A 26,155-nucleotide genomic window follows, 5' to 3' on the forward strand; every position below is an offset into this window, starting at 1 on the left:
GCGAGGTGCATCTTATGAGTAAAGTTAAAACAAAATATCAAATATCACCTATCTTTGTTTTCTTCTTAATTCATGGTGCACAATTTGGAGCGGGGGTTTTAGGCTTTGCACGCATCATCGCAAAGTCCGCAGGATACGATGGTTGGATAGGAGTTCTCATTGTCGGAATTACCATCCACATTCTCATCTGGATGATGCATTTCTTGTTAAAAGAAAATGAGGGAAATTTAATTGATTTACATCAAGAGCTGTTCGGAAAGTGGGTTGGAACAGGAATGAACCTACTCTTTGTGACTTACTTTTTCATTGTAAGTATTTCCGTTATCCGAACCTATGTCGAAATTGTTCAAGTATGGATGTTTCCTACCGCTTCTACATGGACATTGACCTTTTTCTTCTGCTTACTTAGCTATTACATTATCTCATCAGGATTTCGCGTTATGACCGGCATATGCGTAATTTCTATCGCCGGAATTTTCGGTTATCTTTTCCTTAGTTTATTTGTTCTAAAATATGCACAGTGGGAAAATTTACTTCCTATATTTTCTCATTCTGTTCAGGATATATTAAAAGCAGCACAATCCTCTATTTACACGATGACTGGATTTGAAGTATACCTTATGATTTATCCATTTGTAAAAGGGGCACAAAAGTCTCATAAATTCGCACAATATGGCGCACTATTTTCTAACATTTTATACGTATTCAGTACTATGCTAGCCTTTGCTTTTTTTAGTGAAAATCAGTTATTACAAACAATATGGCCGCAGCTTTCTATGACACAGGTTATTCAACTTCCCTTTATTGAGCGCTTAGAGTACATTGCAATCTCTGCTTACGCTCTTGTCATTATGCCAAGTTTCTTACTTCCATTATGGGCTGCAACAAGAGGTACATATGAAGTCTTTCGTGTGAAACAAAAAAAGATTTTAATCGCTCTTTTGTTCATTACAATCATTATTTCACAACTATTAACAAATCGACACGATATTAATGATTTTATTAGCATGATATCTCATACTAGCTTTTTTGTTCTTTATATGTACATCCCGATTTTATTTCTTATTATGTGGGTGAAAAGAAAATGGAAAAAATCAAAACAAAAGTAATTCTCCTTTCCTGTTTCTGTATGTTTAGTATGACTGGTTGCTTACAAAAAACGATTATTGATGATATTCAGCTCATTCAAGGAACGGTTTTTGATACAGCGAAAGATGATAAAGTAAAAGTAACATTTGTTTGTCCCGTACAGGAAAAAGGAAATAAAGTTCAAGTTTTTGAAGGGGTAGGGAATGCTGTAAAACAAGTAAAAGCCGATACTGCTTTAACATCTTCCCAACCGTTTGCAAACGGCCAAATGCGCGTTGCTCTGTTCACAATGAACATCGCTAAAAAAGGATTGTTCACTTCATTTGACACGCTCATTCGTGATGTAAATGTCGGAAATGCCTTATATGTTGCCTTATTAGATGGAAATGGGCGTGAATTATTTGAAGAAAAGTATACAACCTCATCAAATGTTGCAATTTATATAAAAAAGTTATTGGAGCATAATATGCAAACTGGTCCTTTGCCAACCGATAATGTATATTTGGGTGCATTCCGTTATTATCGCGTAGGCCAAGACTACTATATTCCTATCTTAAAAAAAAGCAAAGACAAAGTAAAAATTACTGGTATTGCTCTTTTCAAGAAAGATAAATATGTCGGAAAAATCAAGCAACGAGATCTGTTTGTATTTAAAGGATTAGTTGAAAAACATCGATTAGATTCACAGGAATTCAAAACAAACCCTGGATACACAATCATTAATAATATTCGCTCTACCCCTACTTACCAAGTACATGTAAAAAACGGCAGACCTTCTTTTCTCATTACAGTGAAACTTGATGCACGTATTCAAGAATTATCAAGAAAATTTAGTTTGGAAAATAAGAAGAATACACAAAAAATTGCTAGATCTATCGAAAAACAACTCAATACAAGAGCAGCAAAACTCATTAAACACTTTCAATCTTTGGATGTCGATCCCATTGGCCTTGGGGCAAGATTTAGGCAGCACTATCGACCATTCAACTTAGAGAAATGGAAAGCAATGTATAAAGATGTACCTATTAAAGTTCAATATAAAGTAAATATTACAAATTCAGGGGTTATTGAATAATAGAATCTAACATAAAGATTGAACTCCTCCCTCTAGCATGGTACAACGGAGAAGGGGGAGTTTTTTTATGCCTTACATAGAGAAAAAGGAGTTACGGGAGAGCTTATGTTAAAAAAATTGATAAAACCTATTTTAAATGGGGTTCTATTTCTCTTAGTATTTTTATTTGCACATACATATTTAAAAAATGTTTCTTTCACTCGTTATTTACTCATTGTTATTCCATCACTTCTTGTCGGAATATTCGGAATCGATATCGCTGTATCATTTTTCATAAAGAAAGAAGAATAACAAAGATCTTATGTTACAATGGAATTCGGCACATAGTAAGAAAGGATGAAACAACATGTCTAACGAAAAAGGTCTAGATAAAGGATATGAACTTGTCGCAAAAATGCATGAAGTATTCGGACACCCAGTTACAGATGTACCAACAAAATTAACGGAAGAACGTGCAAAGATTCGCGCAAGCTTTATGCAAGAAGAATTAGAAGAGTTTTTAGAAGCAACAACTCTAGAAGATCAATATGATGCATTAATCGATCTTATTTATTTTGCCTTTGGAACATTTGCAGAAATGGGAGTGCGTCCAGATAAAGGATTTGAAATTGTGAATAATGCCAATATGGCAAAGTTATTTCCTGATGGAAAACCGCGCTTTCGCGAAGGAGACGGCAAAATTTTAAAACCAGAAGGTTGGCAAGCACCCGAGCCACAACTTCGCGCAGAAATCGAGCGTCAACGCCAAGAAGCATTAGCAAAATCATTAAAATGAAAATTATGTAAAAAGGAGCTATCCAAACAAGATAGCTCCTTTCCACTATTTCTTCTTTTTCTCTGTCGGTTGACTTTGCTTAGCAAAGTTAGATGAATCATCAAAATTCGGCTGTTTTTTACCAGCATTATTACTTCTACCTTTTCCCATATGTAACACCTCCTCACCTTACTATGCCCAATAAAAAAATCCTCTTGCGCACAAGAGAATTTTTTATATGTGCTAGATTCCAATCATCAACATCCGTTATATCCTGTATGACCATCTGTCCCTTCGGAATCCCTTGTCGCTCCGCCGTACCAAGTTTGATGGTGTTGTCCTTGATGATGGTGCTGGTCTTGTTGATGCCCATGATGTCCGTGGTGTCCATGATGTCCGTGATGCCCATGATGTCCGTGGTGTCCATGATGTCCATGATGTCCGTAAACACCATATGGATTCACTGCTCCTATACCTGCTGCAACACCAATTCCTGGTGCTGGAAATACAGTCGGTCCCCCTAGTTGGCTACCCATTACAGCCCCTGAAGAGAATCCTCCTGGAAACCCTGGTGCTACCCCTGGCATTCCTGTTTGCACACCAGCTACAGATGGCGGGAATCCTCCTGCTCCTCCACCAATTCCCATCGGAGCATAGTGATGGTCTCCACTAATCATAAATCCATATGGTGCTTTATTATCTATCCCTTTCATTTCTTTCACCTCTTCTTCTCAAGTTTAGTCTACCTTTTTTATCATATTGCACACAATTGAATAGGTGTTTGTCTGTATAGGAATTCATCTTTTTTCCACTATGAAAAAGAGCAGCCTTCTTATAAAGGACTGCTCTTTTTCATCAGTTTGCAACAATATTAACAAGTTTTCCAGGAACGACAATTACTTTGCGAACTGTTTTCCCTTCAATTTGTTCTTTCACTTCTTCAAGTGCAAGTTGTTCCATTTCTTCTTTTGATGCGTCTTTTTTCATTTTCAGTTTTGCACGAACTTTTCCCATTACTTGAACAACAATTTCTACTTCATCTTCTACAAGTTTAGACTCATCAAATGTTGGCCAGCTTGCATATGTGATTGTTTCATTATAACCAAGCTTGCTCCAAAGTTCCTCTGCAATGTGCGGTGCAACTGGTGCAAGTAACTTCACGAAACCTTCTACATATTCTTTCGGAAGCGTTTCCGCTTTATATGCATCATTAATAAACATCATCATTTGAGAAATTGCAGTATTAAAATGAAGCTCTTCATAGTCTTCTGTTACTTTCTTCACTGTTTGGTGATATGCTTTTTCAAGCTCTTTATTCGGCGCATCTGTAATTTTCTCGCTTAATTCACCGTTTTCTTGAACGAATAGGCGCCATACGCGATCTAAGAAACGACGCGCTCCATCAAGGCCGTTTTCAGACCAAGCGATTGAAGCATCTAATGGTCCCATGAACATTTCGTAAAGACGAAGTGTATCAGCACCATGGCTTGCTACGATGTCATCAGGGTTTACAACGTTACCTTTTGACTTACTCATTTTCTCGTTGTTTTCTCCTAAAATCATACCTTGGTTAAATAGTTGTTGGAATGGCTCTTTCGTTGGAACAACACCGATATCATATAATACTTTATGCCAGAAACGAGCATATAGTAAATGAAGTACAGCATGCTCTGCCCCGCCAATATAAATATCAACTGGAAGCCATTGTTTTGCTTTTTCAGGATCTACAAGTGCTTCGTTATTGTTTGGATCGATATAACGTAAATAGTACCAGCAGCTACCAGCCCATTGCGGCATTGTATTTGTTTCACGACGGCCTTTTTTACCAGTCTCTGGATCTACAACATTTACCCACTCATCGATGTTTGCAAGTGGTGATTCACCTGTTCCAGACGGACGAATATTATCTGTTTTTGGAAGAACTAACGGTAATTCTTCTTCTTTCACCGCTGTCATCGTACCATCTTCCCAATGGATAATTGGAATTGGCTCACCCCAATAACGTTGACGACTAAATAACCAGTCACGAAGGCGGTACGTTACTTTTTGATTTCCTGCGCCTGTTACTTCAAGCCATTCAATCATTTTTGCAATTGCCTCTTCCTTATTTAAACCATTAAGGAATGCAGAATCGATGTGTTCCCCATCAGCTGTGTATGCTTCTTTCGTAATGTCTCCGCCTTTTACCACTTCTTTCATTGGCAGATCAAAAGTTTTGGCAAACTCATAATCGCGTTCATCATGAGCTGGAACTGCCATTACAGCACCTGTTCCATAGCTAGCAAGCACATAATCAGCAATCCAAATTGGTAATTTCTCTCCGTTTACAGGATTGATTGCGTATGCACCCGTGAATACACCTGTTTTTTCTTTCGCAAGCTCTGTACGTTCTAAATCACTTTTCGATTTTACAACATCAATGTAAGCTTCTACAGCTTCTTTTTGATCTTCTGTTGTAATTTCTGCAACAAGTGCATGCTCTGGAGCAAGTACGCAGTAAGTTGCTCCAAATAATGTATCAGGGCGCGTTGTAAAGATTGTAAATTTCTTATCTGTACCGTCGATATTAAAATGTACTTCTGCACCTTCAGAACGTCCAATCCAGTTGCGTTGCATATCTTTTAAACTTTCTGGCCAATCAAGCTCATCTAAGTCTTCTAGTAAGCGATCTGCATATGCAGTAATTTTTAGCATCCATTGTTTCATCGGACGGCGCTCAACAGGGTGTCCACCGCGCTCACTCTTACCATCAATTACTTCTTCATTCGCAAGCACTGTACCAAGTGCTGGGCACCAGTTTACAGGAATTTCATCCACATAAGCTAAACCTTTTTCAAATAGCTTTAAGAAAATCCATTGTGTCCATTTATAATAATTCGGATCTGTTGTATTTACTTCGCGATCCCAATCGTATGAGAAGCCAAGTGACTTAATTTGATTACGGAATGTGTTAATATTTTTCTCTGTAAATTCCGCTGGGCTATTCCCCGTATCAAGTGCATATTGCTCTGCTGGAAGACCAAATGCATCCCATCCCATTGGATGAAGAACATTATACCCTTGCATACGTTTCATACGTGATAAAATATCTGTTGCTGTATATCCCTCTGGATGTCCTACGTGAAGCCCTGCACCTGATGGATATGGGAACATATCTAATGCATAAAATTTTGGTTTGTCTGTCTCATCTGGCGTACGGAATGTTTTATTCTCTTCCCAATACGCTTGCCACTTCTTCTCAATTTCTTGATGATTAAAGCTCATGAGATTCCCTCCTTAAAATACAATTTATTTTCACCGCCTAAAATACAAAAAACCTCTCATCCCTAAAAAGGGACGAGAGGTTATAGATTCCCGCGGTACCACCCTAAATTAATGTAAATACTTACATTCACTTAAATCCGTAACGTGGATGAACGGCCATTGCTACTTAAGTTCACAATCGCAACTCAAAGGCGAGTTCATAATGAAACATGGATTGACTTGCACCAACCGTCAACTCTCTAGACCCGTTTCGCTTACTACTACTCCTTCTCGCTGTTATTAAAAATATGAGTGAAGTTAAATATATTCTAAAACATGTTATATGTTCCGTCAAACTAAACTGCAATTTTTTCGTTCACTGTTTCTTCCACTTTTACTTTCTTATCAAAAATGCTTGTGGCAAAAAATGCTATTACAAGCATTACCATAATTGCCATAAACAATACTTCCATATTGTATAAATCAACAATTGCTCCACCAACAACTGGTCCAAACATTTTCCCTACAGTTGCTGCGCTATTGACAACCCCTTGATAAAAACCAAGTTTATCATTTGGCGCTAGTATATTTGCAATTGTTGGAACAGCCGGCCATACAAATAATTCTCCAATTGTTAATGTCACCATCGCGACAAGAAACATTGTAAATTGCTCCGCCTGACTTAATACAAAAAATGATGCTACAAAAATACCAATTCCGATCATAATTTGCTGCTTTAAAGAACGCTTCATTGCACGAATCATCATACTTACAAGCGGCTGTGCACAAACAATCATCGCTCCATTGATCGTCCATAATAAACTGTAATGACGCAAACTAATATTTAACTCTTGCATATGCGTTGCAATTGCCCCTTGCCACTGTACATACGTAACCCAACATAACGCATATGCTACACAAACAATAAGAAGCGCTTTAAATCCCGGTGTAAGCGAATACCCTTTGTTCATTTTAACTTCTGTTTGTAGACGTTGCTCTTTTTGATCCTCCATACCGCGAAAACCGATAAAAGCAATTAAAAAGAAAATAAAGTACAAAATAAAGTTTGCTAAGAAAATATAATCAAAGCGATAAGAAGCAACTAGGCCACCGCATGCTGTGCCAACAGCAATTCCGACATTTTGTCCAACATACATCGCATTAAATGCACGTCTTCCACCTTCTGGCCAAACTGCACCAACCATTGCATACATCGATGGAAAGACCATTCCCGAACCGAAACCAATTAACGCAAGCCAAATAACATACAATGGCCAACCATGGAAAAATACAAGACCTAAAATGGCAACAAGTGTAATCACAATTCCAAGTAACGTTGATTTATATCCGCCCCACTTATCAAACAATGTACCACCAAGCAAATTTCCAATTACGCCCGTAAGTGAGTTAATCATTAATACCATTCCGGCCACTGACAAAGATTTACCTAAATGGTCGTGTAAATAAATTGTATTAAAAGGCCATAAAAAAGAAGCACCTGTGACATTAATGATCATTCCAGCTACTAATAGCCATACTTTTCTTGGCATCGTGTCCCCTCCTATTCTGTTTTTTTCGTTCTTCTATAACAGTAAAATTGTAGTCGTTTTTAAATACGAAGGCAACTGATTAATAGTTGATGAAATTCAGATAATAGCAGAAAAAATACCGAACATTCTCTGCTCGGTATTTTTTCCCTTATTCTTCTTTCGGAAGAACAATTCCTTTATACAATTGAACTGTAATTAAGTAGTAAATAGCGTAAATGACTACGAAAATAACAATTGGAACCCAAATGCGGAAGTACGGATCAATTAAAATAAATCCGAAGATATTCATACCAACTAACACATGGACAATACCTATAATTGCAGGAAATAAGAATACGAAAAATAACTCTTTATAAATAGATTTCGTTAATAACTCACGACGCACTCCAATTTTACGAAGCATTTGATAACGTGTAATATCTTTAGAAGCGCCAGAGAGAATTTTAAACATTAAGCAACTTGCCATCATTGCTAAGAAAGCAATTCCAAGGAAGAACCCCATAAATACTGTCCCGCTAGCAATCGTGTAAAATCCTGTATACATTGTATATTTACTTTGGAAGCTTCCTTCTTTTGCATTTTTATATTTCGCTTCCTGCAATTCGTCAAGTTTTTTCCATTCTTTTGTGTATGTGATAAAATCATCTGTTTTTCCAAGAAATACAATACCTTCTGTACCTTGCATATCGTTATACATCTTTTTATCAACAATTTTTATGGTATGATTAGGATGGACATAGAAAGGTTCTATTTTAAAGAATACTTCATTCCACTCTTCTGGCAGTACCTTTGCGTTAGGATCTTTTTCATTTCCACCTGAAATTGCTCCAACTGGAAGTTCTTCAGACACTTTTTTAAACTTAGCAACATCCTTTAAACTTGCCGCATTTTCACGATTAGATGTATCCATTATAATCGGACGATTCTTTTCTAAATCTTCATTTAAGTAGTAAACAAATTTATCGTCTACTTTATAGCGATATTCGCTTTTCTCTTGAAATGAAATCCCGTCTAAAATTTTCTTTTGTTCAGCTGTTGGATTATGAATTACTGCATCATATACTTCAAAAAGATCCACTGTCTTCATTACATTATTTTTAAACGCCATCCCGCCAGAAATAGCTCCTGCACCCAGTGCAATTAACATCGCCACTGTTGCAAGTACTCTTGTTAAACTATTAATCCGGAAATTTAATTGTGCAAATGTAAAGGCATTCAATCCTTTTTCATTCCGCTTTTTGTTACTCTTTAGCTTTTTAATAATAACCGGAAGAAGTGCTCCGAACAGCATGTAAGTTCCTGATGTTACTGTAATTAGCGCAATAATAATGCCCATTTGCTTTAACTTATCCATATAAATCATGGAGGCATATCCAATTCCTAATAAAATAACTGCAAGTACCGCAATAATACTAGTTAGTTGCCCTTTCACTCTAATGCGCTCTGCTTGCGCATCTGCATGAACAAGTTGTAAAACGGAAATACGTGATAACTTAATACTGTTCATAATTGCTGACAATACAAATAATACAAAAAAGAAAATACAAGTAACGGTCATCGATGGAATATAAAACGCTTGATAACCACTTCCAGTAAACTCTAATTGTTTCATCAATAATTGACCGATTCCTTGTGCAAGCCCTGTACCAACTATAATCCCAATTACGAGAGAGGCAACTCCAATAATGACTGTTTCCATAAACATAAGCAAAGTAATTTTATGTTTCTTTGCTCCTAACATCATATACATGCCAAATTCTTTTTGGCGAAGCGATAATAAGAAAGAATTCGCATATAAAATATAAAAGAACGTAATAATTGCTAGTAAAAACGAACCAGCTTGAAAGACGAAAGTAATCGATTGAATGACCGAGTTAGATTGAAGAAATGCTTTATTCAACGCTAACGTTTGGAACATATAAAAAATTGAAATAGACATGACAAGACCAATTAGTAAGACGATATAATCTTTCAGCTTACTTTTTAATCCTGACATAGACAGCTTAAATAACATCCTGTTACCTCCTTTCTTACGCTTTTTTTGTGCCTAAATCTGCAAGCACATCTAATATTTCTTTATAAAAGTCTTCACGTGTTCCACTTCGATGAATCTCTTTATATAACTCACCATCTTGAATGAATAAAATACGCTCACAGTAACTTGCACTGTATGGATCGTGCGTTACCATCATAATGGATACACCTTGTTCTTCATTTAAATTCTTCATGGCTTCTAAAAGGCTTGTTGCATTTTTGGAATCAAGCGCTCCGGTTGGCTCGTCCCCTAAAATAATAGCTGGCTCATGCACAAGGGCACGTGCTGCTGCTGAACGTTGCTTTTGTCCGCCAGATACTTCAGATGGATATTTTTGAAGTATCTCTGAAATCCCTAACATTTCTGCTACCTTTTCTACTTTTGGTCCAATCTTGCGTGATGAAACACCTTGAAGTGATAGCGGAAGAGCAATGTTTTCATAAATCGTTAAGTTCTCCAGTAAGTTAAAGTCTTGAAAGATAAATCCTAATTTTTGAGAACGAAAATCAGATAGCTCCCCTTGCTTCATCTTTGTAATATCCGTTCCTGCAATTTCAACAACACCACCTGTTGCTTTATCTAACGTTGAAATCACATTTAGTAATGTTGTTTTCCCAGAACCAGATGGTCCCATAATCCCAACAAATTCTCCCTCTTGAATCGAAAACGATACACCTTTTAAAGCATAAGATTGATTTTCACCTTTTTTACCGTACACTTTTTGGACGTTTTTTACGTCTACAACTGATTTGCTCATATACATCCTCCTACATGTTTTCTGCTTCCTATTTTGCATCTTTTCCAGAATCTCTACCATTGGTTAATATTACATTTACCTTACATTTTTGTAATATATATAAAGCTGGGCTTACATAAGCTCAGCTTTATATATTAACCTTTTAACACAAACTCATTTCCTTCATTATCTTGAAAGATCGCGAAAGTTCCCCAAGGCATTTCGTTTGGTTCTTGTTTAAACTCCACACCGTTTTTCTTCATTGTCTCATACGTCTCTGTCATATCGTCTGTTACAAATACAATTGATGCTTTTAACTCATTTGCATTTGGCATCATTGTTTTTGGGTAAATAACTAAGTGTGACCGAGCTCCTTTTGGTCCTACTTCAATCCAACTTGCATTTGACCCCATTGGGTCATTACGATATATTTCAAATCCAGCCTTCTCTGTCCAAAATTCAAGTGCCTGTTGTTGATCCTCTACGTAAAGTGCGACTGTGCCAATATGTGCAATCATTGTTGTTTCCTCCAAATCTTTTCTCGGTTATCAAGCATAATATATTTCTCTATAAAAAGCGACTTTCATCATGCTTTATAAGCTACGAGGCAAGCTGGCTTATTTTTAAAGCTGCTTGTCACATCGTTAATTTCTGTAAAATTGTAAGCGTCCAATACGTAAGATTACAAAATAAAGCCAGGTCATACTTCGACCTGACTCACTCTGATTGCTTCGATTTTTGAGGTTGTCCTTTTTTACGATTACGTTGTTTCGCTTGAACAACTGGGTCAAGTTCATTTGAAAACTCAGCATTATGCCCATTTTGTGTTTTTTGCTCTGGATTATTTTGATCAGAACGTTTTGCCACTTTCATTCACTCCTTATTAGTGCGGCGTAATAATCATTTGATGTTGCAATTGTCTAATTGCCATACGTGCACGATTTAACTGCTCACGCTGTTCATCATTCGCATATTGCTGCATCACTTGTAAATCATTATAAGCTTGTTCTAACTTTAACTGCGCATCTGAATACTCCATTGTATTGTAATGCTCTTGCCTACTTCCAATATCTAACTGCTCTTTTGCATATTCCATCGCTTGTTCAGCTTGTGTAATGTATGCTTCAAGTGATTGACGCTCTGCCATAACAAATTCCTCCTTGCCGTTACTTCCCCTTTAGTGTGTCCCTTCCATATCGACCTTATGAGTATGTTATAATGGATTTTGTTTTTACTGTACGCTCTGAAATGTAGGAGGAATATAAGTATGAAGGTTCAAAACCCTTTTCCATATACAAATGACAACAAACGTTACCACACGTGGAACTATCATTTACGAAAAGAATTTGGTGAAAAAATCTTTAAAGTTTCATTAGATGCCGGCTTTGACTGTCCGAACCGTGATGGCACAGTCGCATACGGTGGTTGTACGTTTTGTAGCGCTGCTGGTTCTGGTGACTTTGCTGGTGATCGCCGTGATGATGTTGTAACACAATATTATGAAATGAAGGAAAAAATGCATACAAAGTGGAAAGATGGAAAATGTATCGCCTATTTCCAAGCATATACAAATACCCATGCTCCAGTTGAAGTATTAAAAGAAAAATTCGAACCTCTTTTAGCAGAAAAAGACGTAGTCGGTCTTTCCATCGCAACTCGCCCAGACTGCTTACCTGACGATGTTGTAAAATATTTAGCTGAATTAAATAAACGCACATATCTTTGGGTTGAACTTGGCTTACAAACTGTTCACGAGCGCACTGCGAACTTGATTAACCGTGCTCATGATTATCCAACATATGTAAAAGGCGTAAATAAACTTCGTAAACATGGCATTCGCGTATGTTCTCACATTATTAACGGCCTTCCACTTGAAGACTACGATATGATGATGGAAACTGCACGCGAAGTCGCAAAGCTGGATGTACAAGGGATTAAAATCCATCTGCTTCATTTACTAAAAGGGACACCTATGGTGAAACAATATGAAAAAGGACAATTACAATTTCTTTCCTTAAAAGATTACGTAAATCTCGTTGTTGACCAACTTGAAATCATTCCTGCAGACATAATTGTGCATCGCATCACAGGTGATGGCCCTCCTGACTTAATGATTGGTCCAATGTGGAGCTTAAATAAATGGGAAGTATTAAATTCCATCGATGCAGAATTTGTCCGCCGCGGAAGTTGGCAAGGAAAATATGCAAACGAGGTGAAACAAGTATGAAATTAGAACGTGTACTACCATTTGCGCGCACACTTTTGCAAATAGCTGTCAAAGAGGGCGATTATGCTGTTGATGCAACCCTTGGCAATGGTCATGATACTTGTTTTTTAGCAGAGATTGTTGGAGAAAATGGGAAAGTATTTGGATTTGATATTCAAAAAGAAGCCATTGAAAGTTCAACTGCTCGTCTAAAAGAAAAAGGATTGGAAGAACGAACAGTTCTTGTTCATAATAGCCACGATACGCTATTATCCGTCTTGCCAGCAGAAGCAAAAGGAAAAGTAACGGGAGCAATTTTCAATCTTGGTTACCTGCCTGGTGGCGACAAGCATATCGTTACAAAGCCGAACTCGACAATTGCTGCTATTGAGCAATTGTTAGAAATTATGGCACCGGAAGGAATCATCGTTCTTGTCATTTATCACGGACATCCAGAAGGAAAAATAGAGCGTGATGCTGTTTTACAATTTGCTGAAAGTTTGGATCAAAAACAAGCCCATGTCCTTCGCTACGGATTCATCAATCAACAAAATAACCCACCATTTATTGTGGCCATTGAGAAACGTTAAATATATCGGCGATTTTTTTGATATATCGAACGTAACTCTACTTATATCGGCGCAAATTGAAATATATCGGCGTTTCGACATGACATATCGACCGCTCGATAAATTTCAACAAAAAGACGTGTGGTATGCGCACGTCTTTTTGTATTGTATTCCCCCCAACATATACCATATAATGGATACACATATATTGTAGAGAAGGGTGGATACACTATTTTGTTGCTAGAACTAAAAGAAATTCAAAAGAAATATGACAAACAACTTATATTAGAAAACATTCATCTATCCATTCCAAAAGGACAAGCCGTTGCTATAGTTGGTGGCAATGGTACCGGAAAAAGCACTTTGCTCAAAATCATCGCTGGATTTATTCATCCTACAGCAGGCACAATTTACAAAGAATCGAATATAAAGATTGGATATGTACCTGAACAGTTTCCAGAAGATATTCGTTTTACACTCGAAGATTATTTATATCACCTCGGCCGTATTCATGGCCTCTCAAAAGAGCATTTACAAAGTAAAATCCCTTCATTATTAGGGATTTTTCATTTACAACATGCCAATCATTCCGTTATAAGAAACTTTTCAAAAGGAATGAAGCAAAGAACAAATATTATGCAAGCGCTCCTTAGCGATGTTGATATATTAATTTTAGATGAGCCTCTTTCCGGACTTGATCCAAAATCTCAGCAAAAACTGGAACATATATTGCTTACATTGAAGGAACAAGGTCTCACGATTCTCTTCACTTGCCATGAAAAACAACTCTTAGTAAGCTTTGCCGATCGAATTGTGACAATTGCCAATCATACAATTGCAGAGGACAAACTATTGGTCACTGATATCATGCAACAAGAACATATTTATATAGAAGCAACCGTCCCACATACATTTTCCATCTCAGAATTACAGAAACAACCTGGCTACGTCCATGTTACGTATGTCGTAAAGCTGCATCTTATTCAATTGCAAATCAAAAAAACTTACACAAATGACATACTTCACTATTTATTACATAACAATGCATCCATTACATTATTACAACCTACATCGTTAAAACGAAAGGAAGATTTCTATGATTGCACTCATTCGTTACAACATTCTTGATTATACAAAGTCATATAAATACGTACCTCCAATTGCGATATATATCGTAAGTTTACTTTTTGTTTATACTTACAAACCAAATCCAATTGTTTCCACGTATTTAGAAACTGCTCTTATGCTCTACTTACTTGCAGCGTGGATTACTATTACACTGTTTCATACGGAAGACCCTGTTCAAGAACAAATTACTCTTTCACATACTAAAAATATACAGACCTTATACCTTGGCAAATATGGAACAGCTCTTCTTATTTGCAGTATTCTTTCTCTTATTTCTGTTATATATCCTATTGCCTTTCAAATGTTTAAAGAAAAAATGACGCTTTCCTTATTTATCACAGGATTTCTTGCCCACTTTTCTTTATCTATACTCGGCGTTTCCATTGCAACACTATTTACACGAAACATCATAAAAAAAGCAAGCACAGCTTGGCTTAGCCTTTCATTTGTATTACTGATTACCATCGCATCTATTCGTCTCAAAAAAGAATGGCCTGAACTATTATGGATTTTTCCTCCTATTAACGATTTTATGATGCTGAGTTCTTATAAATATAACTTGGCTATCCATACACTATGGCTTACTACATGGGCACTTGCATACTCCTTTATTTTAATGATTTTATTTCTTTATCTTGTAAGAAGAAGGAACACGTAGGCAAAAACAAGAATTGCTAAATTTAAATTACGAAATTAGGAGGATATACAGAAATGATTGGAATACTAGCAGGAATGGGGCCGAAATCAACAGGGCCATTTATTGACACAGTAGTGGAACAATGCCAACAAATATATGGGGCAAAATATGATATAGATTTTCCACATATGATGATTTACTCTTGCCCGACACCTTTTTATATAGATAAACCTATTGATCATGAAGCAATGAAACAAGCAATTATCACTGGTGCTCAAAGACTTGAAAACATAGGTGTTGATTTTATTGCCATGCCATGTAATACGGCTCATTTATATTTTAGCGAAATACAAAATGCAGTCTCTCTTCCTCTTTTAAATATGATTGATGAGACACTGAAAGAACTACCAAGTCATATTCATAAAGTGACCCTCTTAGCAACGGATGCCACTGTTCAATCTCATATTTATCAAAATGAAATTACAAATCGTGGTATAGAATATATATATAAAGAGAGTTGGCAAAAAGATACAACGCAAATCATTTCAAGCATAAAGGAAGGTCACCTACATAAAGCAAATGAATTATGGCACACTCTTTCTATAGAGTTAGCAGGAACAGTAGATGCCGCTATTATTGCCTGTACTGATTTAAATGTTGTCATAAACGGCGAAACTGATAGCCTTTACTTTTTAGATTCATCTTTATGTCTTGCAAAGGCGGTTGTTCATCAATATATAAGAAACAAATCACAACTTACATCTTAAATATCCAAAATAAAAAAGACGTGTCTCTGTACACGTCTTTTCTGTATAAATATATTTTACAAAGCATCGCCACATATCTTTTTTAAAACATGATTTAGCACCTTCAAACAGCAAAATAAAACAGCAACTATAATTATAATCGAAACGACTGTTTTCAATGGGGAAAATGGGATATAATTTACAATCCAATTCCCACCATAATATATAAAAAGAAACGCAACAAAAGTCGCTACAATATATGAAAGAATCATGCCTATTAACTGCATAACCGTCAAATTTTCATACATTTCCTTTACTTCTTTTTTATGTTCCCACAATATATACATAAATAAAATGATCGAGAGAATGGAAAAGATATTTCCAATACTCATGGGCTACTTTTCTCTCCCTTCTGTTTCTAATTTACTAAAAAGACGATATCGCCAATAATAATAACTCCTAACATAGTCTGTACTACATAATCCATTACAGTTAGACCAGCAGATTTAGTTGTCATCACCCTTTCTCATTAACCTTACCATAAATAGAAAGAGTGATTGGAGAATGAACTTATTTCAACTATATAAGTGGTATATAAAACAACCGACTCTTTTAAAGGAGCCGGCTGTCCGTTTAATCTTCAATCGATAAATATATTTTTATACTCCCATCCTTGGAGTATAATTCAAAATCCGTTTGGTAGGCTCGTTTTATATCACTTTGCCAAATTTTTTCCCAAGCGTGAAACACACCTTGCGGATTGCTATTGTCTACTTCAACAACGTAATAATTCCCAGCTGGAATCATCATTCTATTTTCTGCGGCAAGCTCCTTTTCTGTGCCGATATACAAATCATACTCACCTGTATAATCACTTTCATAGTTTGTATAAACACTATATACGTCACCTTTTAAATCGAGCTGAAGAAACTCTTCCCATAACTGAAATATGCTGTTCATATTTTGGTTACTTGTTCTCACCTTTTTCCCATAAATCTGCTTTTCAGTAACTGTTGTATTCATGTATATCCCTCCAACATTTAATAAGTAAAGGGTATCATACAAAATATGACAACAGTCTGTCAGCTTTTATAAATATATTCAATTTCTTCTCTATATTTCTTTTTTAGCCATAACGGTTCTACAATTTTTACATTTCTACCAAACATAAATAAAAACGGCAATATATTTTTATTGATATCATATTGAAAAGTTACTTGTACATCTCCATCTTCAAGTACTTCAATTTCTTCATCCGTAAAGAAATCATATAGTTTACCTAATGTACTTTTAGAAAATACAAGAATGATTTGTTCTAACTTTTCTTTGCTCCCCCCTATAAATTCAGGCTTTCTATCATAAACAATCTCAATGTCATCATCGATTATGTCCATACTTCTAATTCTAGTCAATTTGAATAACCTTAAAGCTTTTCTTAATGCACAAACTGCTTCTAAATACCAACTGCCATTCATGAAATTTAATTTTAATGGCTGGATGATCCGCTTTGATAGGTGTCCTGTTTGTGATACATATGAAATCTGAAGTTTCTGCTCCTTCTCAATCATCACAAGAATTTTTTTCACCTTTCGTTTTGTCTCTTCTTCTATCGTTTCTCGGTGTAACGTAGAGGAAGAAACTGTCATATTTGACGTGTACTCTCTCTTTGTTTCTTTCAATACCTCTATTTTCTTTTGCAAAATGGATAATTGCTCGTCATCAAAAAGCTCGCTTTTTAAAGTTAAACCTTCTAGTAAAAAACGCTTTTCTTCTTCGCTAAATGTAAATTTGTCTAATCGATAATTATCAATTAACGTAAAGCCGCCGTTCTTTCCTAAATAAGAAATAATCGGAATGCCAATTGCCGATAACGCATCGATATCTCGATAAATCGTTCGTTTGCTAACTTCAAATGTGTTGGCTAACTCTTCAGCAGAAATGATATCTTTTTGTAGCAAACAAATAAGTATCGAAAGCATTCTCTCTGTCTTCACTAGCTCCCCTCCTTATGTGCTAGATATTTATAGATAGTAAAAAGCCACTCTTAAACAGAGTGGTCTTTTCACGTCACTGCGCCATTTTCTTTCGGTACATCTTACCGTTCCAATAGAAGAATTTTGAAGTGAAACCGCCATATTTCACAATGCGCCGTGCTATATGCTGCATATTCTTTTGCTCTGAAACTTTTTGATCCGACAAATAAATCCCCAATAATCCGCGGCTAATTAATCGATGAAATTTCGCATGTGGCAAGTCACCAATACTTTTTTCCGCCTCTTGCACAAAATGTTTCATTCTTGCTAATATGACCTGCTCATTTTCATAATAGCTACAAAAATTCAAATCGCCACCAATTCGATCTTCTTCTTGATCAATGAAATAATCCAGTAAAATATGAAGGCCTTGTACGTAAGGAAAATATCCTTGTTTAATCTTTATAATATCCTCATCAAGTAATTCGTCATGGAAAGCATACGCTACGAGACAAAAGATTCCAAGGGTTGATCCTGCACATGCTGAAAATTCAAACCAACTCATTGGTGGAACACTTTCTTTATGAGCTTCAAACCACGTTTGCAAACGAGGCTCTCGTTCTTCTAATTTCACGTGCTTATGAATTTGCAAATCACAATAGTAACATGCAAGTTCATGAAGAATAGGGGCAATTTTATCGTAATGTTTCGTTTTCCTTAACACATCCTGACAAGTAGCTACAAGTTCATCTAAATATCCACCGTCATCTTGATCATCACGGTAGCGATAATAATTGCCACCACTTTCACTTTCAGGTGTTAACGCCATTAACATTGATTCATGAAGCGCAGCAAAATCTTTCGGATCGAGCGATGTACTGCGATCACATAAATTATCTAAGTAGTCGCTAATCGTCTGATACGCTACAATAAATCGAATACATTCCTCCCTTTGTTCATTTGCAAGTAGCGCTAAAATACTACCGCCCTCACAATGAAACGTTTTATGTTCAATACTTGCAAGCGCTTGACTATGGAGTTCGTCATTCGGAATATGATAAGCACGCTCTTTCCACATTGCCAGCTCATGGTGTACTACCGGAAACACATCACGGTATACTTTCGCCATGAGCGTTATGGGATTACTCGGTACGTTCACTTCGTCCTTCATCTCCTCTATTAAATGTACAAATTCATTATTTATTTGTTTCTACTATGTTATTGACATGCATTTCAGTAAATGACTTGATATAATTAAAAACTTCATCTCGCTCATACTCATTTAATAACTCATGATAACAATTCGGCCATTCTTTATACGCCTTATCACTAATTTTTAAATTATCAAACCATTTACGGACACTCGTTTTATCTACTAGTTTATCCTCACACGCCTGCATTAGCAAGAGCGGAACATCTGGGAACTCATCTATTTTTTCATGAGCAATTCGTGTAGATTTTATCAATTCACTATACCAACGAACGGATACCTTGCGCAAGAACAATGAATCATTTTCCATTGCATCTCGAACTTCTTTATTTCTTGTTGACATTTCCACTGTAAGATTCGTTGAAAATTGTAATTTCGGCATAGCAATATTTAATACCTTCGCAAGAGCTCGAAGTGGTGCCGCTGGGGTAGCTAACACCCCTAAGCATGGCGAACTTAATATAATACCATCTATATCTTCACGCTTCGTTTCTTCCATCATTCGAATGATGATAAGTCCCCCCATACTATGTCCCAATAAAAAAATAGGTAGTCTATACTTTCTCGCTTCTTTTATCCACGCTTTAACCTCTTCTATGTATTCATCAAACGAATTAATATGTCCTCTATTTCTTGACGTTGTTCCATGTGCAGGAAGATCTCCCATAACAACATGATACCCAATGTGATTCCACTCTTCTGCCAGCGCTTCATAACGCCCATGGTATTCCATGGCGCCATGCACAATTACGATGACAGCTTTTGCCGATTCCGCTTCATAATTCCACATATAATTCTCCTCCATTTCACTCTTTTTCATAATTTGATACACTAAAAATAGTCTCTAGGAAAGGAAGGCTTAACATGATATATCCTTATAAAGATAAAAATCCGAAAATTGCGAGTAGTGCTTTTATTGCTGACTACGTTACGATTACAGGTGACGTTACAATCGGTGAAGAATCCAGCATTTGGTTTAACACTGTCATTCGGGGTGATGTGTCTCCAACCATCATCGGAAATAGAGTGAATGTACAAGATCAATGTACACTGCATCAAAGTCCGCAATATCCCCTCATTTTAGAAGATGATGTTACAATTGGGCATCAAGTGATTTTACATAGCTGCATAATAAAAAAAGATGCTTTAATCGGGATGGGTTCTATCATTTTAGACGGTGCTGAAATTGGTGAAGGTGCTTTTATCGGTGCTGGAAGCTTAGTTTCCCAAGGAAAGAAAATACCGCCTCATACACTTGCATTTGGACGTCCCGCAAAAGTCATTCGTGAATTAACAGATGAAGATCGAAAAGATATGGAACGTATTCGTAAGCAATATGTTGAAAAAGGACAGTACTATAAATCATTACAAAAGTAATTCTTCTGGCTGCCATAACAATGGCAGCTTATTTTATGAAAATGCTAATGTTTTCTTTACAAAATTTTATTATTCCCTCAACAAAATCTTATTAAAATAGAAGATATCATCTCAATGTATATGTAAATGAGAAGGGAGATGTTCTATGAAGATGAAATCTGTCAGCTCCTTATATAAAATAGAGTGTTACATTTTCAAAGGAATTAACCGTTATTTCGATCAAAAAACATTAAATGTCTTTTTCCGTACCATTACGCACATCGGTGGTGCAGTCTTCTCTATCTCACTCGTCCTTTGTCTTCTTATTTTTTCAAAAGGGACGCTACAAAGTGCAGCAAGTGCAGCAGCTGTTTCCTTAACAATGAGTCATATTCCTGTACAAATATTAAAAAGATGGTATCCACGTAAACGACCTTATTTAACAATCCAAAATGCAAAATATCCATCGCATCCTTTAAAAGATCATTCTTTTCCATCCGGGCACACAACAGCCATTTTTTCTGTTATCACTCCATTTATTTGCCATGATTTCAACTTACTCATTGCTTTACTACCATTGGCACTGTGTGTTGGCGTTTCCCGTATTTATCTCGGGCTTCATTATCCATCGGATGTATTTGTAGGTATGTGCCTTGGCACATGTTCTGGCCTTATCTCTTTTTATCAATTCATTCCATTATTTTTGTAAAGGAGAGATTTGATGAGAGTCGCCATATTTACTGATACATTTACACCGCAAGTAAATGGGGTTGCAAAAACTCTCGATCGCTTAACCCATTATTTTAAACGACAAAATATTTCCTATTCCGTGTTTGCACCACAGCATACAGCAGAAGATCATTTTATAGACAATGTGAACAAAATGAGAAGCATCCCGCTCACAATCTTATATCCAGAATGCCGCTTTGCTTTTCCTACCCCGCGTATTAAGCGAGAGCTTCTTACATTTCAACCTGATATTATTCATGTTGCAACACCCTTTAACATGGGACTTTGCGGGATGTATTACGCAAAAAAGCTAGGTATCCCTCTTGTCGGTTCCTATCACACTGATTTTGATGCTTACTTACAATATTACAAAATCGAATTTCTCTCCAATATGTTATGAAATTATTTGAAATGGTTTCATAGCCATATGCAAAAAAACTTTGTCCCTTCTTCTGAAACATTACAACAATTAAAAAAGAAGGAGTTTCAAAATTTATATATATGGGGACGCGGCGTTGATTGTTCTCTCTTCCATCCATCCTATAATAAAGACGTATTTCGAAGAAAATATAATATTACCGCTCCCTATATCCTTTCCTATGTCGGACGAATTGCACGAGAAAAAGATATAGAAACTCTTCAACGATTAATGCAAACAACAATAAAAGAGCGAGACAATGATATTCATTGGATGATTACTGGAGATGGTCCTCTCGCTACAGAATTACAGAAAAATGCGCCAAGTAATCACGTAACTTTCACAGGATATTTACAAGGTGAGGACTTAGCTGAAACTTATGCCTGTTCCGATCTCATGATATTCCCATCAGCAACAGAAACATTTGGAAATGTTGCATTAGAATCACTCGCATGCGGAACTCCTGTGATTGGCGCAAATGCTGGCGGTGTGAAAAATATTATTACAGACAAAAAAACAGGTCTTCTTTGTGAACCGAAACAAACGGAATCATTTTTATCATCCATTTATCAATTATTAAAGTATGATAAAATGCGTAATCAAATGAGTATAGCCGCTAGATCGTATGCCCTTACCCAAAGTTGGGATGAAATCTTTCACGGTTTATCCATGCAATACGAAGAGGTGATTCAGCAACATAGCACCGAGTTACTTGCGTAAAAATTTCAGTAATTCAGCATATTCTTCTTTCGTATTCACATTTACAAACCATGTTTTTTCTATATTCCATTCGTCTCCCGTCACATACTTTACATTACAATGTAATAAAAGTTGCTCCATGCTCCGTTTTTCTTCGTCTAATAATTTATAAATTTTCTCTTTCACATTTTTATGATACGCCCCTAATAACGGCTGCTTTCTCCCCTCAACAATCGGAATAATCGCTTCATATTCATCGTCAATTTGTCCTATTATTTCTTTTATCCATTTGCTAGAAATATTCGGCGTGTCACAAGGTGAAATCATATACCACTCTGCTTCAAGATGCTCCATACCAGATACAATTCCTGCAAGCGGTCCTTCTCCTCTATAGAAAGAAATATCTTCTATAACAGGAACTTCTATTAAATGAGCTACACGTTCTTTTATGCTAGCATGACTAATGACAACTATATCTTGTATTACATCTTGCATCACTTGAACAATCCGTTCAATAAACGTATACCCTTGCCAACTTACTAAAGCTTTCGGTTCTCCAAAGCGTCTAGACATACCACCAGCTAATACAATCGCTGCTACGCTCTTCATTGGCGATTTAGCTCAAATATAATATGCCCGAGCTCTGGTAAAATCAATTTATTCATCGCAAGACGCACAGCTCCAGTCGAACCCGGCATAGCAAAGACAACCTTTCTACCGATTGTTCCTCCAATTGCTCTACTTAGCATTGCTGCACTCCCGATATCCTCTAAATAACTAATCGTGCGAAATAGCTCACCAAATCCAACAATTTCTTTATCTATTAATGCCGAAACTGCTTCAATCGTTACATCGCGCTTTGTAATACCAGTTCCTCCATTTGTTAAAATAACATCAACATCTTCTTGTTGATATCCACTTAATACAGCTTGCCTAATACTTTCTTTATCATCTTTTACAATTTCATAAGCAGTTACGAAATGACCTGCTTCGCTTAATAACTCATGTAATAACTTACCGCTTTTATCCGTTGTTTCTGTACGTGTATCAGACACAGTAATTACTTTACAACGCACTTCTTTTGGCGCTTGTTTTTTATGTTCTACTACACTCACTCTCATTCTCCCCTTTTAGCAAACTATATTTTATTTTATCATACCCGATTCAACCTCTAGCCTATATGAAGTACATCACACTTTCATCATTATATAGTGACGAAGTAAAATAATATGTTACAATATTAGTATATAAATCCATAAAGAGGAATCTTATTGTTTCTTCCACCACACATCATCCCTATGACTCATTCAATCACAATTACTATTTTTCACATTCCATACATCGAACCATATTTTCACGATGAGGAGGATATACATGGAGCTCTATCAAAAACTTACAACAACATTTCTTCTTTTGTTTATCGCTTCAATAAGTGTAGGATTTGCGTTAAAAGATGCTGTACCTCATGCAACGATTGGCGGAATTAGTTTTGCCACGCTTTTTTTACTATGCAGTGCATTTTGCGCTGGAAAAGCGCGTCAAAAGAAAGGATGATTGCAAATGTTCCGCAGTAAACCAACACTTTGTAAATCTTGCAAAAAAGAAATCAAAACTTATGAAAAAGCATGGATTCATATGCCTATCCCTAGTAGTGGGATGACAAATATTAAAAAATATATTGAACTTGATGGAGAAATATATTGTAATGCTTGCGCTGGGTTATGCACGAAACAAAATAACGAGATGAAATAGGAGGTATTTCCAAATTGTTTGAATCCAACCGAATTCGATTACGAAAGTTATCAGAAGACGATATTCCAACTTATCATCTCTGGCGTAACGATCCTGAGGTTATGAGAACAACTAGCCCTATACTTGATACATATTCATTCGAAGAAACCGAAGCATTTTGCAAACAAATCATGCACGCAACTAATTCCAAAAGTTATATAATCGAATTGAAAAATGGCAACCTCCCAATTGGAATTACCTCTCTCATTCATATTGATTCCTATAATCAAAACGCAGAATGTATCATCGATATTGGGCAGAAAGATTACTGGGGACAAGGCTATGGCCAAGAAGCATTAACTCTATTATTAAACTACGCTTTTCGAGAATTAAACTTACATCGCGTTTCTTTACGAGTATTTTCGTTTAACGATAAGGCAATACATCTTTATAAGAAACTTGGCTTTCAACATGAAGGGACGTGTAAAGAAGCGATATTTCGAAATGGAGCATGGCATGATATTGAACTTTTTGCACTATTACAACCTAACTATAAATAAAAAAAGGTTTTGCGCCTCCGCGCAAAACCTTTTTTATTATATTATAGACCAGCTTGCTCTTTTAAGTCAGCTGCTTTGTCTGTACGTTCCCAAGGAAGATCTACATCAGTACGTCCAAAGTGGCCGTAAGCTGCTGTTTGTTTGTAAATTGGGCGACGTAAGTCTAACATTTTAATAATGCCAGCTGGGCGAAGATCGAAGTTGTTACGAACTAATTCTACTAGTACCTCTTCAGATACTTTCCCAGTTCCAAATGTATCAACTGCAATCGATACTGGCTTCGCTACACCAATTGCATACGCAAGCTGTACTTCCGTTTTTTCAGCAAGACCAGCTGCTACAATATTTTTCGCAACATAACGTGCTGCATACGCTGCAGAACGGTCAACTTTTGTTGCATCCTTACCAGAGAATGCACCACCGCCGTGACGAGCATATCCACCATAAGTATCCACGATAATTTTACGTCCTGTTAATCCAGCATCCCCTTGTGGTCCACCAATTACGAAACGACCAGTTGGGTTAATAAAGAATTTTGTTTCTTCGTCCATTAATTCTGCTGGTACAACAGCTTTAATTACATGCTCTTTTAAGTCGCGATCGATTTGTTCCCATGTAATTTCTGGATGATGTTGAGTAGAAATTACAATTGTGTCGACACGTACTGGTTTACCATTTTCATCATACTCAACTGTAACTTGTGTTTTACCGTCTGGACGTAAATAATCTAATGTTTCATCTTTACGAACTTCCGTTAAACGACGAGCTAATTTGTGAGCAAGTGAGATTGGAAGTGGCATTAATTCTTTCGTTTCATTACATGCGAAACCAAACATTAAACCTTGGTCTCCTGCACCAATTGCTTCAATCTCAGCATCAGTCATTTGACCTTCACGTGCTTCTAACGCTTGGTCAACACCCATAGCGATGTCAGCAGATTGCTCATCGATAGATGTTAAAACTGCACAAGTTTCTGCATCGAATCCGTATTTTGCACGAGTATAACCAATGCCTTGAATTGTTTCACGAACGATTTTTGGAATATCTACATACGTTGAAGTTGTAATTTCCCCCGCTACCAATACTAAACCAGTTGTTACTGTTGTTTCACAAGCTACACGTGCATTTGCGTCTTTTGATAAGATCGCATCTAAAATTGAATCAGAAATTTGGTCACAAATTTTATCTGGATGTCCTTCAGTTACAGACTCAGATGTGAACAGATGACGTTGTTTTGTCATGTGGTAAACCTCCCTACAGTAATTGTATATATTGTACGGAACTCATCCTTAACTTGCCACAAATTGCGACATTCATTTATTCTCCCACACAAGTATAAAGAAAAACCTTTCCCATTATATAGAGGAAAGGTTTGATTTGCTACTTGCATACTGCTTTTTGCCCTTCGCTCTTATCGTTCGAGACCGTTCGCCTCGCACAGGTTTTAGCACCTATTCACTTGTTTTTACCAGTACAAGTGAGGTTGCTGGGCTTCATCGGGCCTGTCCCTCCGCCAGCTCGGGATAAGAGAGTATCCGTCCCAACCTATACTAAAGAAATGCTATTCATTTGTCAATTAATATTCATTTATTCCTGCAAGTTTTTCGCGGTAAAATATAAATAGGAAAATTATACATTCACACAAACAAAAATAAATAAATAGTATACATTATTTATATAATTGTGTTATACTCTTGATGGGGATTACGAG

Annotated in this window: 30 protein-coding genes, 1 pseudogene, 1 riboswitch and 1 other annotated feature; of the genes and pseudogenes, 15 read left to right on the plus strand and 16 right to left on the minus strand. The window is 36.5% G+C overall.

The annotated features are described in order from the left end of the window. The first annotated feature begins 14 nt into the window (after positions 1–14). The 4 genes from MR058_RS11775 to MR058_RS11790 all read left to right on the plus strand — a co-directional run bounded on the left by MR058_RS11775 (position 15) and on the right by MR058_RS11790 (position 2,939). A complete protein-coding gene (locus tag MR058_RS11775) occupies positions 15–1,109 on the plus strand; it encodes a spore germination protein (protein ID WP_048723994.1) in 1,095 nt (364 codons plus the stop codon). Continuing rightward, the gene (locus tag MR058_RS11780; RefSeq protein ID WP_210351829.1) at positions 1,085–2,164 is read left to right on the plus strand and encodes a Ger(x)C family spore germination protein; all 1,080 of its coding nucleotides are present in this window, start codon (positions 1,085–1,087) and stop codon (positions 2,162–2,164) included. Before MR058_RS11775 ends, MR058_RS11780 begins: the two co-directional genes overlap by 25 nt. 105 nt (positions 2,165–2,269) lie before the next feature. Beyond that, entirely contained in the window at positions 2,270–2,455 is a 186-nt protein-coding gene (locus tag MR058_RS11785) for a hypothetical protein (protein WP_012095870.1), read from the plus strand. A 55-nt stretch (positions 2,456–2,510) separates the two neighbouring features. Beyond that, positions 2,511–2,939 (plus strand): pyrophosphohydrolase domain-containing protein, encoded by a 429-nt coding sequence (locus tag MR058_RS11790; protein ID WP_012095871.1) that lies wholly within the window; start codon positions 2,511–2,513, stop codon positions 2,937–2,939. A 236-nt stretch (positions 2,940–3,175) separates the two neighbouring features. Here MR058_RS11790 and MR058_RS11795 read toward each other — a convergent pair whose 3' ends face one another. From MR058_RS11795 to MR058_RS11830, 8 genes are all read right to left on the minus strand, one after another. Next, a complete protein-coding gene (locus MR058_RS11795; protein WP_313949172.1) occupies positions 3,176–3,631 on the minus strand; it encodes a hypothetical protein in 456 nt (151 codons plus the stop codon). A 142-nt stretch (positions 3,632–3,773) separates the two neighbouring features. Then, a complete protein-coding gene (gene leuS, locus MR058_RS11800; RefSeq protein ID WP_242144202.1) occupies positions 3,774–6,182 on the minus strand; it encodes a leucine--tRNA ligase in 2,409 nt (802 codons plus the stop codon). A gap of 65 nt (positions 6,183–6,247) precedes the next feature. Further along, positions 6,248–6,465 (minus strand) — a binding site (T-box leader). Positions 6,466–6,517: 52 nt separating this feature from the next. Next, positions 6,518–7,711: an MDR family MFS transporter gene (locus MR058_RS11805; protein WP_048723990.1), complete on the minus strand. Its 1,194-nt coding sequence runs from the start codon at positions 7,709–7,711 to the stop codon at positions 6,518–6,520. 148 nt (positions 7,712–7,859) lie between these two features. Continuing rightward, positions 7,860–9,725 carry an FtsX-like permease family protein gene (locus tag MR058_RS11810; protein WP_048723988.1) on the minus strand — a complete coding sequence of 622 codons (1,866 nt, stop codon included), beginning with the start codon at positions 9,723–9,725 and terminating at the stop codon, positions 7,860–7,862. Positions 9,726–9,741: 16 nt separating this feature from the next. Continuing rightward, the gene (locus MR058_RS11815; RefSeq protein ID WP_041810079.1) at positions 9,742–10,503 is read right to left on the minus strand and encodes an ABC transporter ATP-binding protein; all 762 of its coding nucleotides are present in this window, start codon (positions 10,501–10,503) and stop codon (positions 9,742–9,744) included. A gap of 134 nt (positions 10,504–10,637) precedes the next feature. Continuing rightward, on the minus strand, positions 10,638–11,000 hold the full coding sequence (locus MR058_RS11820) for a VOC family protein (RefSeq protein WP_048723986.1): 363 nt from the start codon (positions 10,998–11,000) through the stop codon (positions 10,638–10,640). Between the two features lie 199 nt (positions 11,001–11,199). Continuing rightward, positions 11,200–11,349, minus strand: coding sequence for a hypothetical protein (locus MR058_RS11825; RefSeq protein ID WP_003208774.1), 150 nt, complete (start codon positions 11,347–11,349; stop codon positions 11,200–11,202). Between the two features lie 16 nt (positions 11,350–11,365). After that, positions 11,366–11,629 carry a YtzC family protein gene (locus MR058_RS11830; protein WP_242144203.1) on the minus strand — a complete coding sequence of 88 codons (264 nt, stop codon included), beginning with the start codon at positions 11,627–11,629 and terminating at the stop codon, positions 11,366–11,368. 120 nt (positions 11,630–11,749) lie between these two features. On the opposite strand from MR058_RS11830, the gene mnmL reads away from it, so the two are divergent. The 5 genes from mnmL (at position 11,750) to MR058_RS11855 (ending at position 15,789) form a co-directional block, all read left to right on the plus strand. After that, positions 11,750–12,709 (plus strand): tRNA modification radical SAM protein MnmL/YtqA, encoded by a 960-nt coding sequence (gene mnmL / locus MR058_RS11835; protein WP_242144204.1) that lies wholly within the window; start codon positions 11,750–11,752, stop codon positions 12,707–12,709. Then, positions 12,706–13,278, plus strand: a complete 573-nt coding sequence (gene mnmM / locus MR058_RS11840) for a tRNA 5-(aminomethyl)-2-thiouridylate-methyltransferase MnmM (protein ID WP_242144205.1) — start codon at positions 12,706–12,708, stop codon at positions 13,276–13,278. The genes mnmL and mnmM overlap by 4 nt, the downstream gene beginning before the upstream one ends. Before the next feature lie 213 nt (positions 13,279–13,491). After that, positions 13,492–14,385 (plus strand): ABC transporter ATP-binding protein, encoded by an 894-nt coding sequence (locus MR058_RS11845; RefSeq protein WP_242144206.1) that lies wholly within the window; start codon positions 13,492–13,494, stop codon positions 14,383–14,385. After that, a complete protein-coding gene (locus MR058_RS11850) occupies positions 14,354–15,043 on the plus strand; it encodes an ABC transporter permease (RefSeq protein WP_242144207.1) in 690 nt (229 codons plus the stop codon). Before MR058_RS11845 ends, MR058_RS11850 begins: the two co-directional genes overlap by 32 nt. A gap of 53 nt (positions 15,044–15,096) precedes the next feature. Next, positions 15,097–15,789 (plus strand): aspartate/glutamate racemase family protein, encoded by a 693-nt coding sequence (locus MR058_RS11855; protein WP_242144208.1) that lies wholly within the window; start codon positions 15,097–15,099, stop codon positions 15,787–15,789. Between the two features lie 56 nt (positions 15,790–15,845). On the opposite strand, the gene MR058_RS11860 is transcribed toward MR058_RS11855, so the two are convergent. The 5 genes from MR058_RS11860 to MR058_RS11880 form a co-directional block, all read right to left on the minus strand. Beyond that, the gene (locus MR058_RS11860) at positions 15,846–16,160 is read right to left on the minus strand and encodes a hypothetical protein (protein WP_242144209.1); all 315 of its coding nucleotides are present in this window, start codon (positions 16,158–16,160) and stop codon (positions 15,846–15,848) included. A 241-nt stretch (positions 16,161–16,401) separates the two neighbouring features. Continuing rightward, entirely contained in the window at positions 16,402–16,791 is a 390-nt protein-coding gene (locus tag MR058_RS11865; protein ID WP_242144210.1) for a GyrI-like domain-containing protein, read from the minus strand. A gap of 59 nt (positions 16,792–16,850) precedes the next feature. After that, on the minus strand, positions 16,851–17,762 hold the full coding sequence (locus MR058_RS11870; protein ID WP_242144211.1) for a helix-turn-helix transcriptional regulator: 912 nt from the start codon (positions 17,760–17,762) through the stop codon (positions 16,851–16,853). 73 nt (positions 17,763–17,835) lie between these two features. Next, positions 17,836–18,900 (minus strand): tetraprenyl-beta-curcumene synthase family protein, encoded by a 1,065-nt coding sequence (locus tag MR058_RS11875; RefSeq protein WP_242144212.1) that lies wholly within the window; start codon positions 18,898–18,900, stop codon positions 17,836–17,838. Between the two features lie 37 nt (positions 18,901–18,937). Continuing rightward, positions 18,938–19,741, minus strand: a complete 804-nt coding sequence (locus MR058_RS11880; RefSeq protein ID WP_242144213.1) for an alpha/beta hydrolase — start codon at positions 19,739–19,741, stop codon at positions 18,938–18,940. A 74-nt stretch (positions 19,742–19,815) separates the two neighbouring features. Between MR058_RS11880 and MR058_RS11885 the strand changes: the two genes are divergently transcribed. The 3 genes and pseudogenes from MR058_RS11885 to MR058_RS11895 all read left to right on the plus strand — a co-directional run bounded on the left by MR058_RS11885 (position 19,816) and on the right by MR058_RS11895 (position 22,174). Then, positions 19,816–20,328 (plus strand): gamma carbonic anhydrase, encoded by a 513-nt coding sequence (locus MR058_RS11885; RefSeq protein ID WP_242144214.1) that lies wholly within the window; start codon positions 19,816–19,818, stop codon positions 20,326–20,328. A gap of 145 nt (positions 20,329–20,473) precedes the next feature. Beyond that, a complete protein-coding gene (locus MR058_RS11890) occupies positions 20,474–21,016 on the plus strand; it encodes a phosphatase PAP2 family protein (protein WP_242144215.1) in 543 nt (180 codons plus the stop codon). Between the two features lie 12 nt (positions 21,017–21,028). After that, positions 21,029–22,174 (plus strand): annotated as a pseudogene (locus MR058_RS11895) (glycosyltransferase family 4 protein). Here MR058_RS11895 and MR058_RS11900 read toward each other — a convergent pair. Together MR058_RS11900 and MR058_RS11905 are read right to left on the minus strand one after the other, a co-directional pair. Continuing rightward, positions 22,163–22,762 carry a molybdenum cofactor guanylyltransferase gene (locus MR058_RS11900; protein ID WP_242144216.1) on the minus strand — a complete coding sequence of 200 codons (600 nt, stop codon included), beginning with the start codon at positions 22,760–22,762 and terminating at the stop codon, positions 22,163–22,165. The pseudogene MR058_RS11895 and the gene MR058_RS11900 sit on opposite strands and share 12 nt — an antisense overlap. Further along, positions 22,759–23,268 (minus strand): MogA/MoaB family molybdenum cofactor biosynthesis protein, encoded by a 510-nt coding sequence (locus MR058_RS11905; protein ID WP_242144217.1) that lies wholly within the window; start codon positions 23,266–23,268, stop codon positions 22,759–22,761. The genes MR058_RS11900 and MR058_RS11905 overlap by 4 nt, the downstream gene beginning before the upstream one ends. 259 nt (positions 23,269–23,527) lie before the next feature. On the opposite strand from MR058_RS11905, the gene MR058_RS11910 reads away from it, so the two are divergent. The 3 genes from MR058_RS11910 to MR058_RS11920 are packed head-to-tail and all read left to right on the plus strand — an operon-like array spanning position 23,528 to position 24,444. Continuing rightward, positions 23,528–23,707 (plus strand): hypothetical protein, encoded by a 180-nt coding sequence (locus MR058_RS11910; RefSeq protein WP_242144218.1) that lies wholly within the window; start codon positions 23,528–23,530, stop codon positions 23,705–23,707. 6 nt (positions 23,708–23,713) lie between these two features. Then, positions 23,714–23,905, plus strand: a complete 192-nt coding sequence (locus MR058_RS11915; RefSeq protein ID WP_242144219.1) for a hypothetical protein — start codon at positions 23,714–23,716, stop codon at positions 23,903–23,905. A gap of 14 nt (positions 23,906–23,919) precedes the next feature. Beyond that, positions 23,920–24,444, plus strand: a complete 525-nt coding sequence (locus MR058_RS11920; protein WP_242144220.1) for a GNAT family N-acetyltransferase — start codon at positions 23,920–23,922, stop codon at positions 24,442–24,444. Positions 24,445–24,485: 41 nt separating this feature from the next. Here the strand turns inward: MR058_RS11920 and metK are convergent, their stop codons facing one another. Continuing rightward, positions 24,486–25,685, minus strand: coding sequence for a methionine adenosyltransferase (gene metK / locus MR058_RS11925; RefSeq protein WP_242144221.1), 1,200 nt, complete (start codon positions 25,683–25,685; stop codon positions 24,486–24,488). 167 nt (positions 25,686–25,852) lie between these two features. Further along, positions 25,853–25,974, minus strand: a riboswitch (SAM riboswitch). Between the last annotated feature and the right edge of the window lie 181 nt (positions 25,975–26,155).

Source organism: Bacillus cereus group sp. BfR-BA-01430, from assembly GCF_022663115.1.
GTDB lineage: Bacteria > Bacillota > Bacilli > Bacillales > Bacillaceae_G > Bacillus_A > Bacillus_A cereus_BD.

Coding starts and splice junctions, on each gene's coding strand:
- MR058_RS11775 (WP_048723994.1), top strand. CDS start 15: ATGAGTAAAGTTAAAACAAAATATCAAATATCACCTATCTTTGTTTTC.
- MR058_RS11780 (WP_210351829.1), top strand. CDS start 1,085: ATGGAAAAAATCAAAACAAAAGTAATTCTCCTTTCCTGTTTCTGTATG.
- MR058_RS11785 (WP_012095870.1), top strand. CDS start 2,270: ATGTTAAAAAAATTGATAAAACCTATTTTAAATGGGGTTCTATTTCTC.
- MR058_RS11790 (WP_012095871.1), top strand. CDS start 2,511: ATGTCTAACGAAAAAGGTCTAGATAAAGGATATGAACTTGTCGCAAAA.
- MR058_RS11795 (WP_313949172.1), bottom strand. CDS start 3,631: ATGAAAGGGATAGATAATAAAGCACCATATGGATTTATGATTAGTGGA.
- leuS (WP_242144202.1), bottom strand. CDS start 6,182: ATGAGCTTTAATCATCAAGAAATTGAGAAGAAGTGGCAAGCGTATTGG.
- MR058_RS11805 (WP_048723990.1), bottom strand. CDS start 7,711: ATGCCAAGAAAAGTATGGCTATTAGTAGCTGGAATGATCATTAATGTC.
- MR058_RS11810 (WP_048723988.1), bottom strand. CDS start 9,725: ATGTTATTTAAGCTGTCTATGTCAGGATTAAAAAGTAAGCTGAAAGAT.
- MR058_RS11815 (WP_041810079.1), bottom strand. CDS start 10,503: ATGAGCAAATCAGTTGTAGACGTAAAAAACGTCCAAAAAGTGTACGGT.
- MR058_RS11820 (WP_048723986.1), bottom strand. CDS start 11,000: ATGATTGCACATATTGGCACAGTCGCACTTTACGTAGAGGATCAACAA.
- MR058_RS11830 (WP_242144203.1), bottom strand. CDS start 11,629: ATGGCAGAGCGTCAATCACTTGAAGCATACATTACACAAGCTGAACAA.
- mnmL (WP_242144204.1), top strand. CDS start 11,750: ATGAAGGTTCAAAACCCTTTTCCATATACAAATGACAACAAACGTTAC.
- mnmM (WP_242144205.1), top strand. CDS start 12,706: ATGAAATTAGAACGTGTACTACCATTTGCGCGCACACTTTTGCAAATA.
- MR058_RS11850 (WP_242144207.1), top strand. CDS start 14,354: ATGATTGCACTCATTCGTTACAACATTCTTGATTATACAAAGTCATAT.
- MR058_RS11855 (WP_242144208.1), top strand. CDS start 15,097: ATGATTGGAATACTAGCAGGAATGGGGCCGAAATCAACAGGGCCATTT.
- MR058_RS11860 (WP_242144209.1), bottom strand. CDS start 16,160: ATGAGTATTGGAAATATCTTTTCCATTCTCTCGATCATTTTATTTATG.
- MR058_RS11865 (WP_242144210.1), bottom strand. CDS start 16,791: ATGAATACAACAGTTACTGAAAAGCAGATTTATGGGAAAAAGGTGAGA.
- MR058_RS11880 (WP_242144213.1), bottom strand. CDS start 19,741: ATGTGGAATTATGAAGCGGAATCGGCAAAAGCTGTCATCGTAATTGTG.
- MR058_RS11885 (WP_242144214.1), top strand. CDS start 19,816: ATGATATATCCTTATAAAGATAAAAATCCGAAAATTGCGAGTAGTGCT.
- MR058_RS11890 (WP_242144215.1), top strand. CDS start 20,474: ATGAAGATGAAATCTGTCAGCTCCTTATATAAAATAGAGTGTTACATT.
- MR058_RS11900 (WP_242144216.1), bottom strand. CDS start 22,762: ATGAAGAGCGTAGCAGCGATTGTATTAGCTGGTGGTATGTCTAGACGC.
- MR058_RS11910 (WP_242144218.1), top strand. CDS start 23,528: ATGGAGCTCTATCAAAAACTTACAACAACATTTCTTCTTTTGTTTATC.
- MR058_RS11915 (WP_242144219.1), top strand. CDS start 23,714: ATGTTCCGCAGTAAACCAACACTTTGTAAATCTTGCAAAAAAGAAATC.
- metK (WP_242144221.1), bottom strand. CDS start 25,685: ATGACAAAACAACGTCATCTGTTCACATCTGAGTCTGTAACTGAAGGA.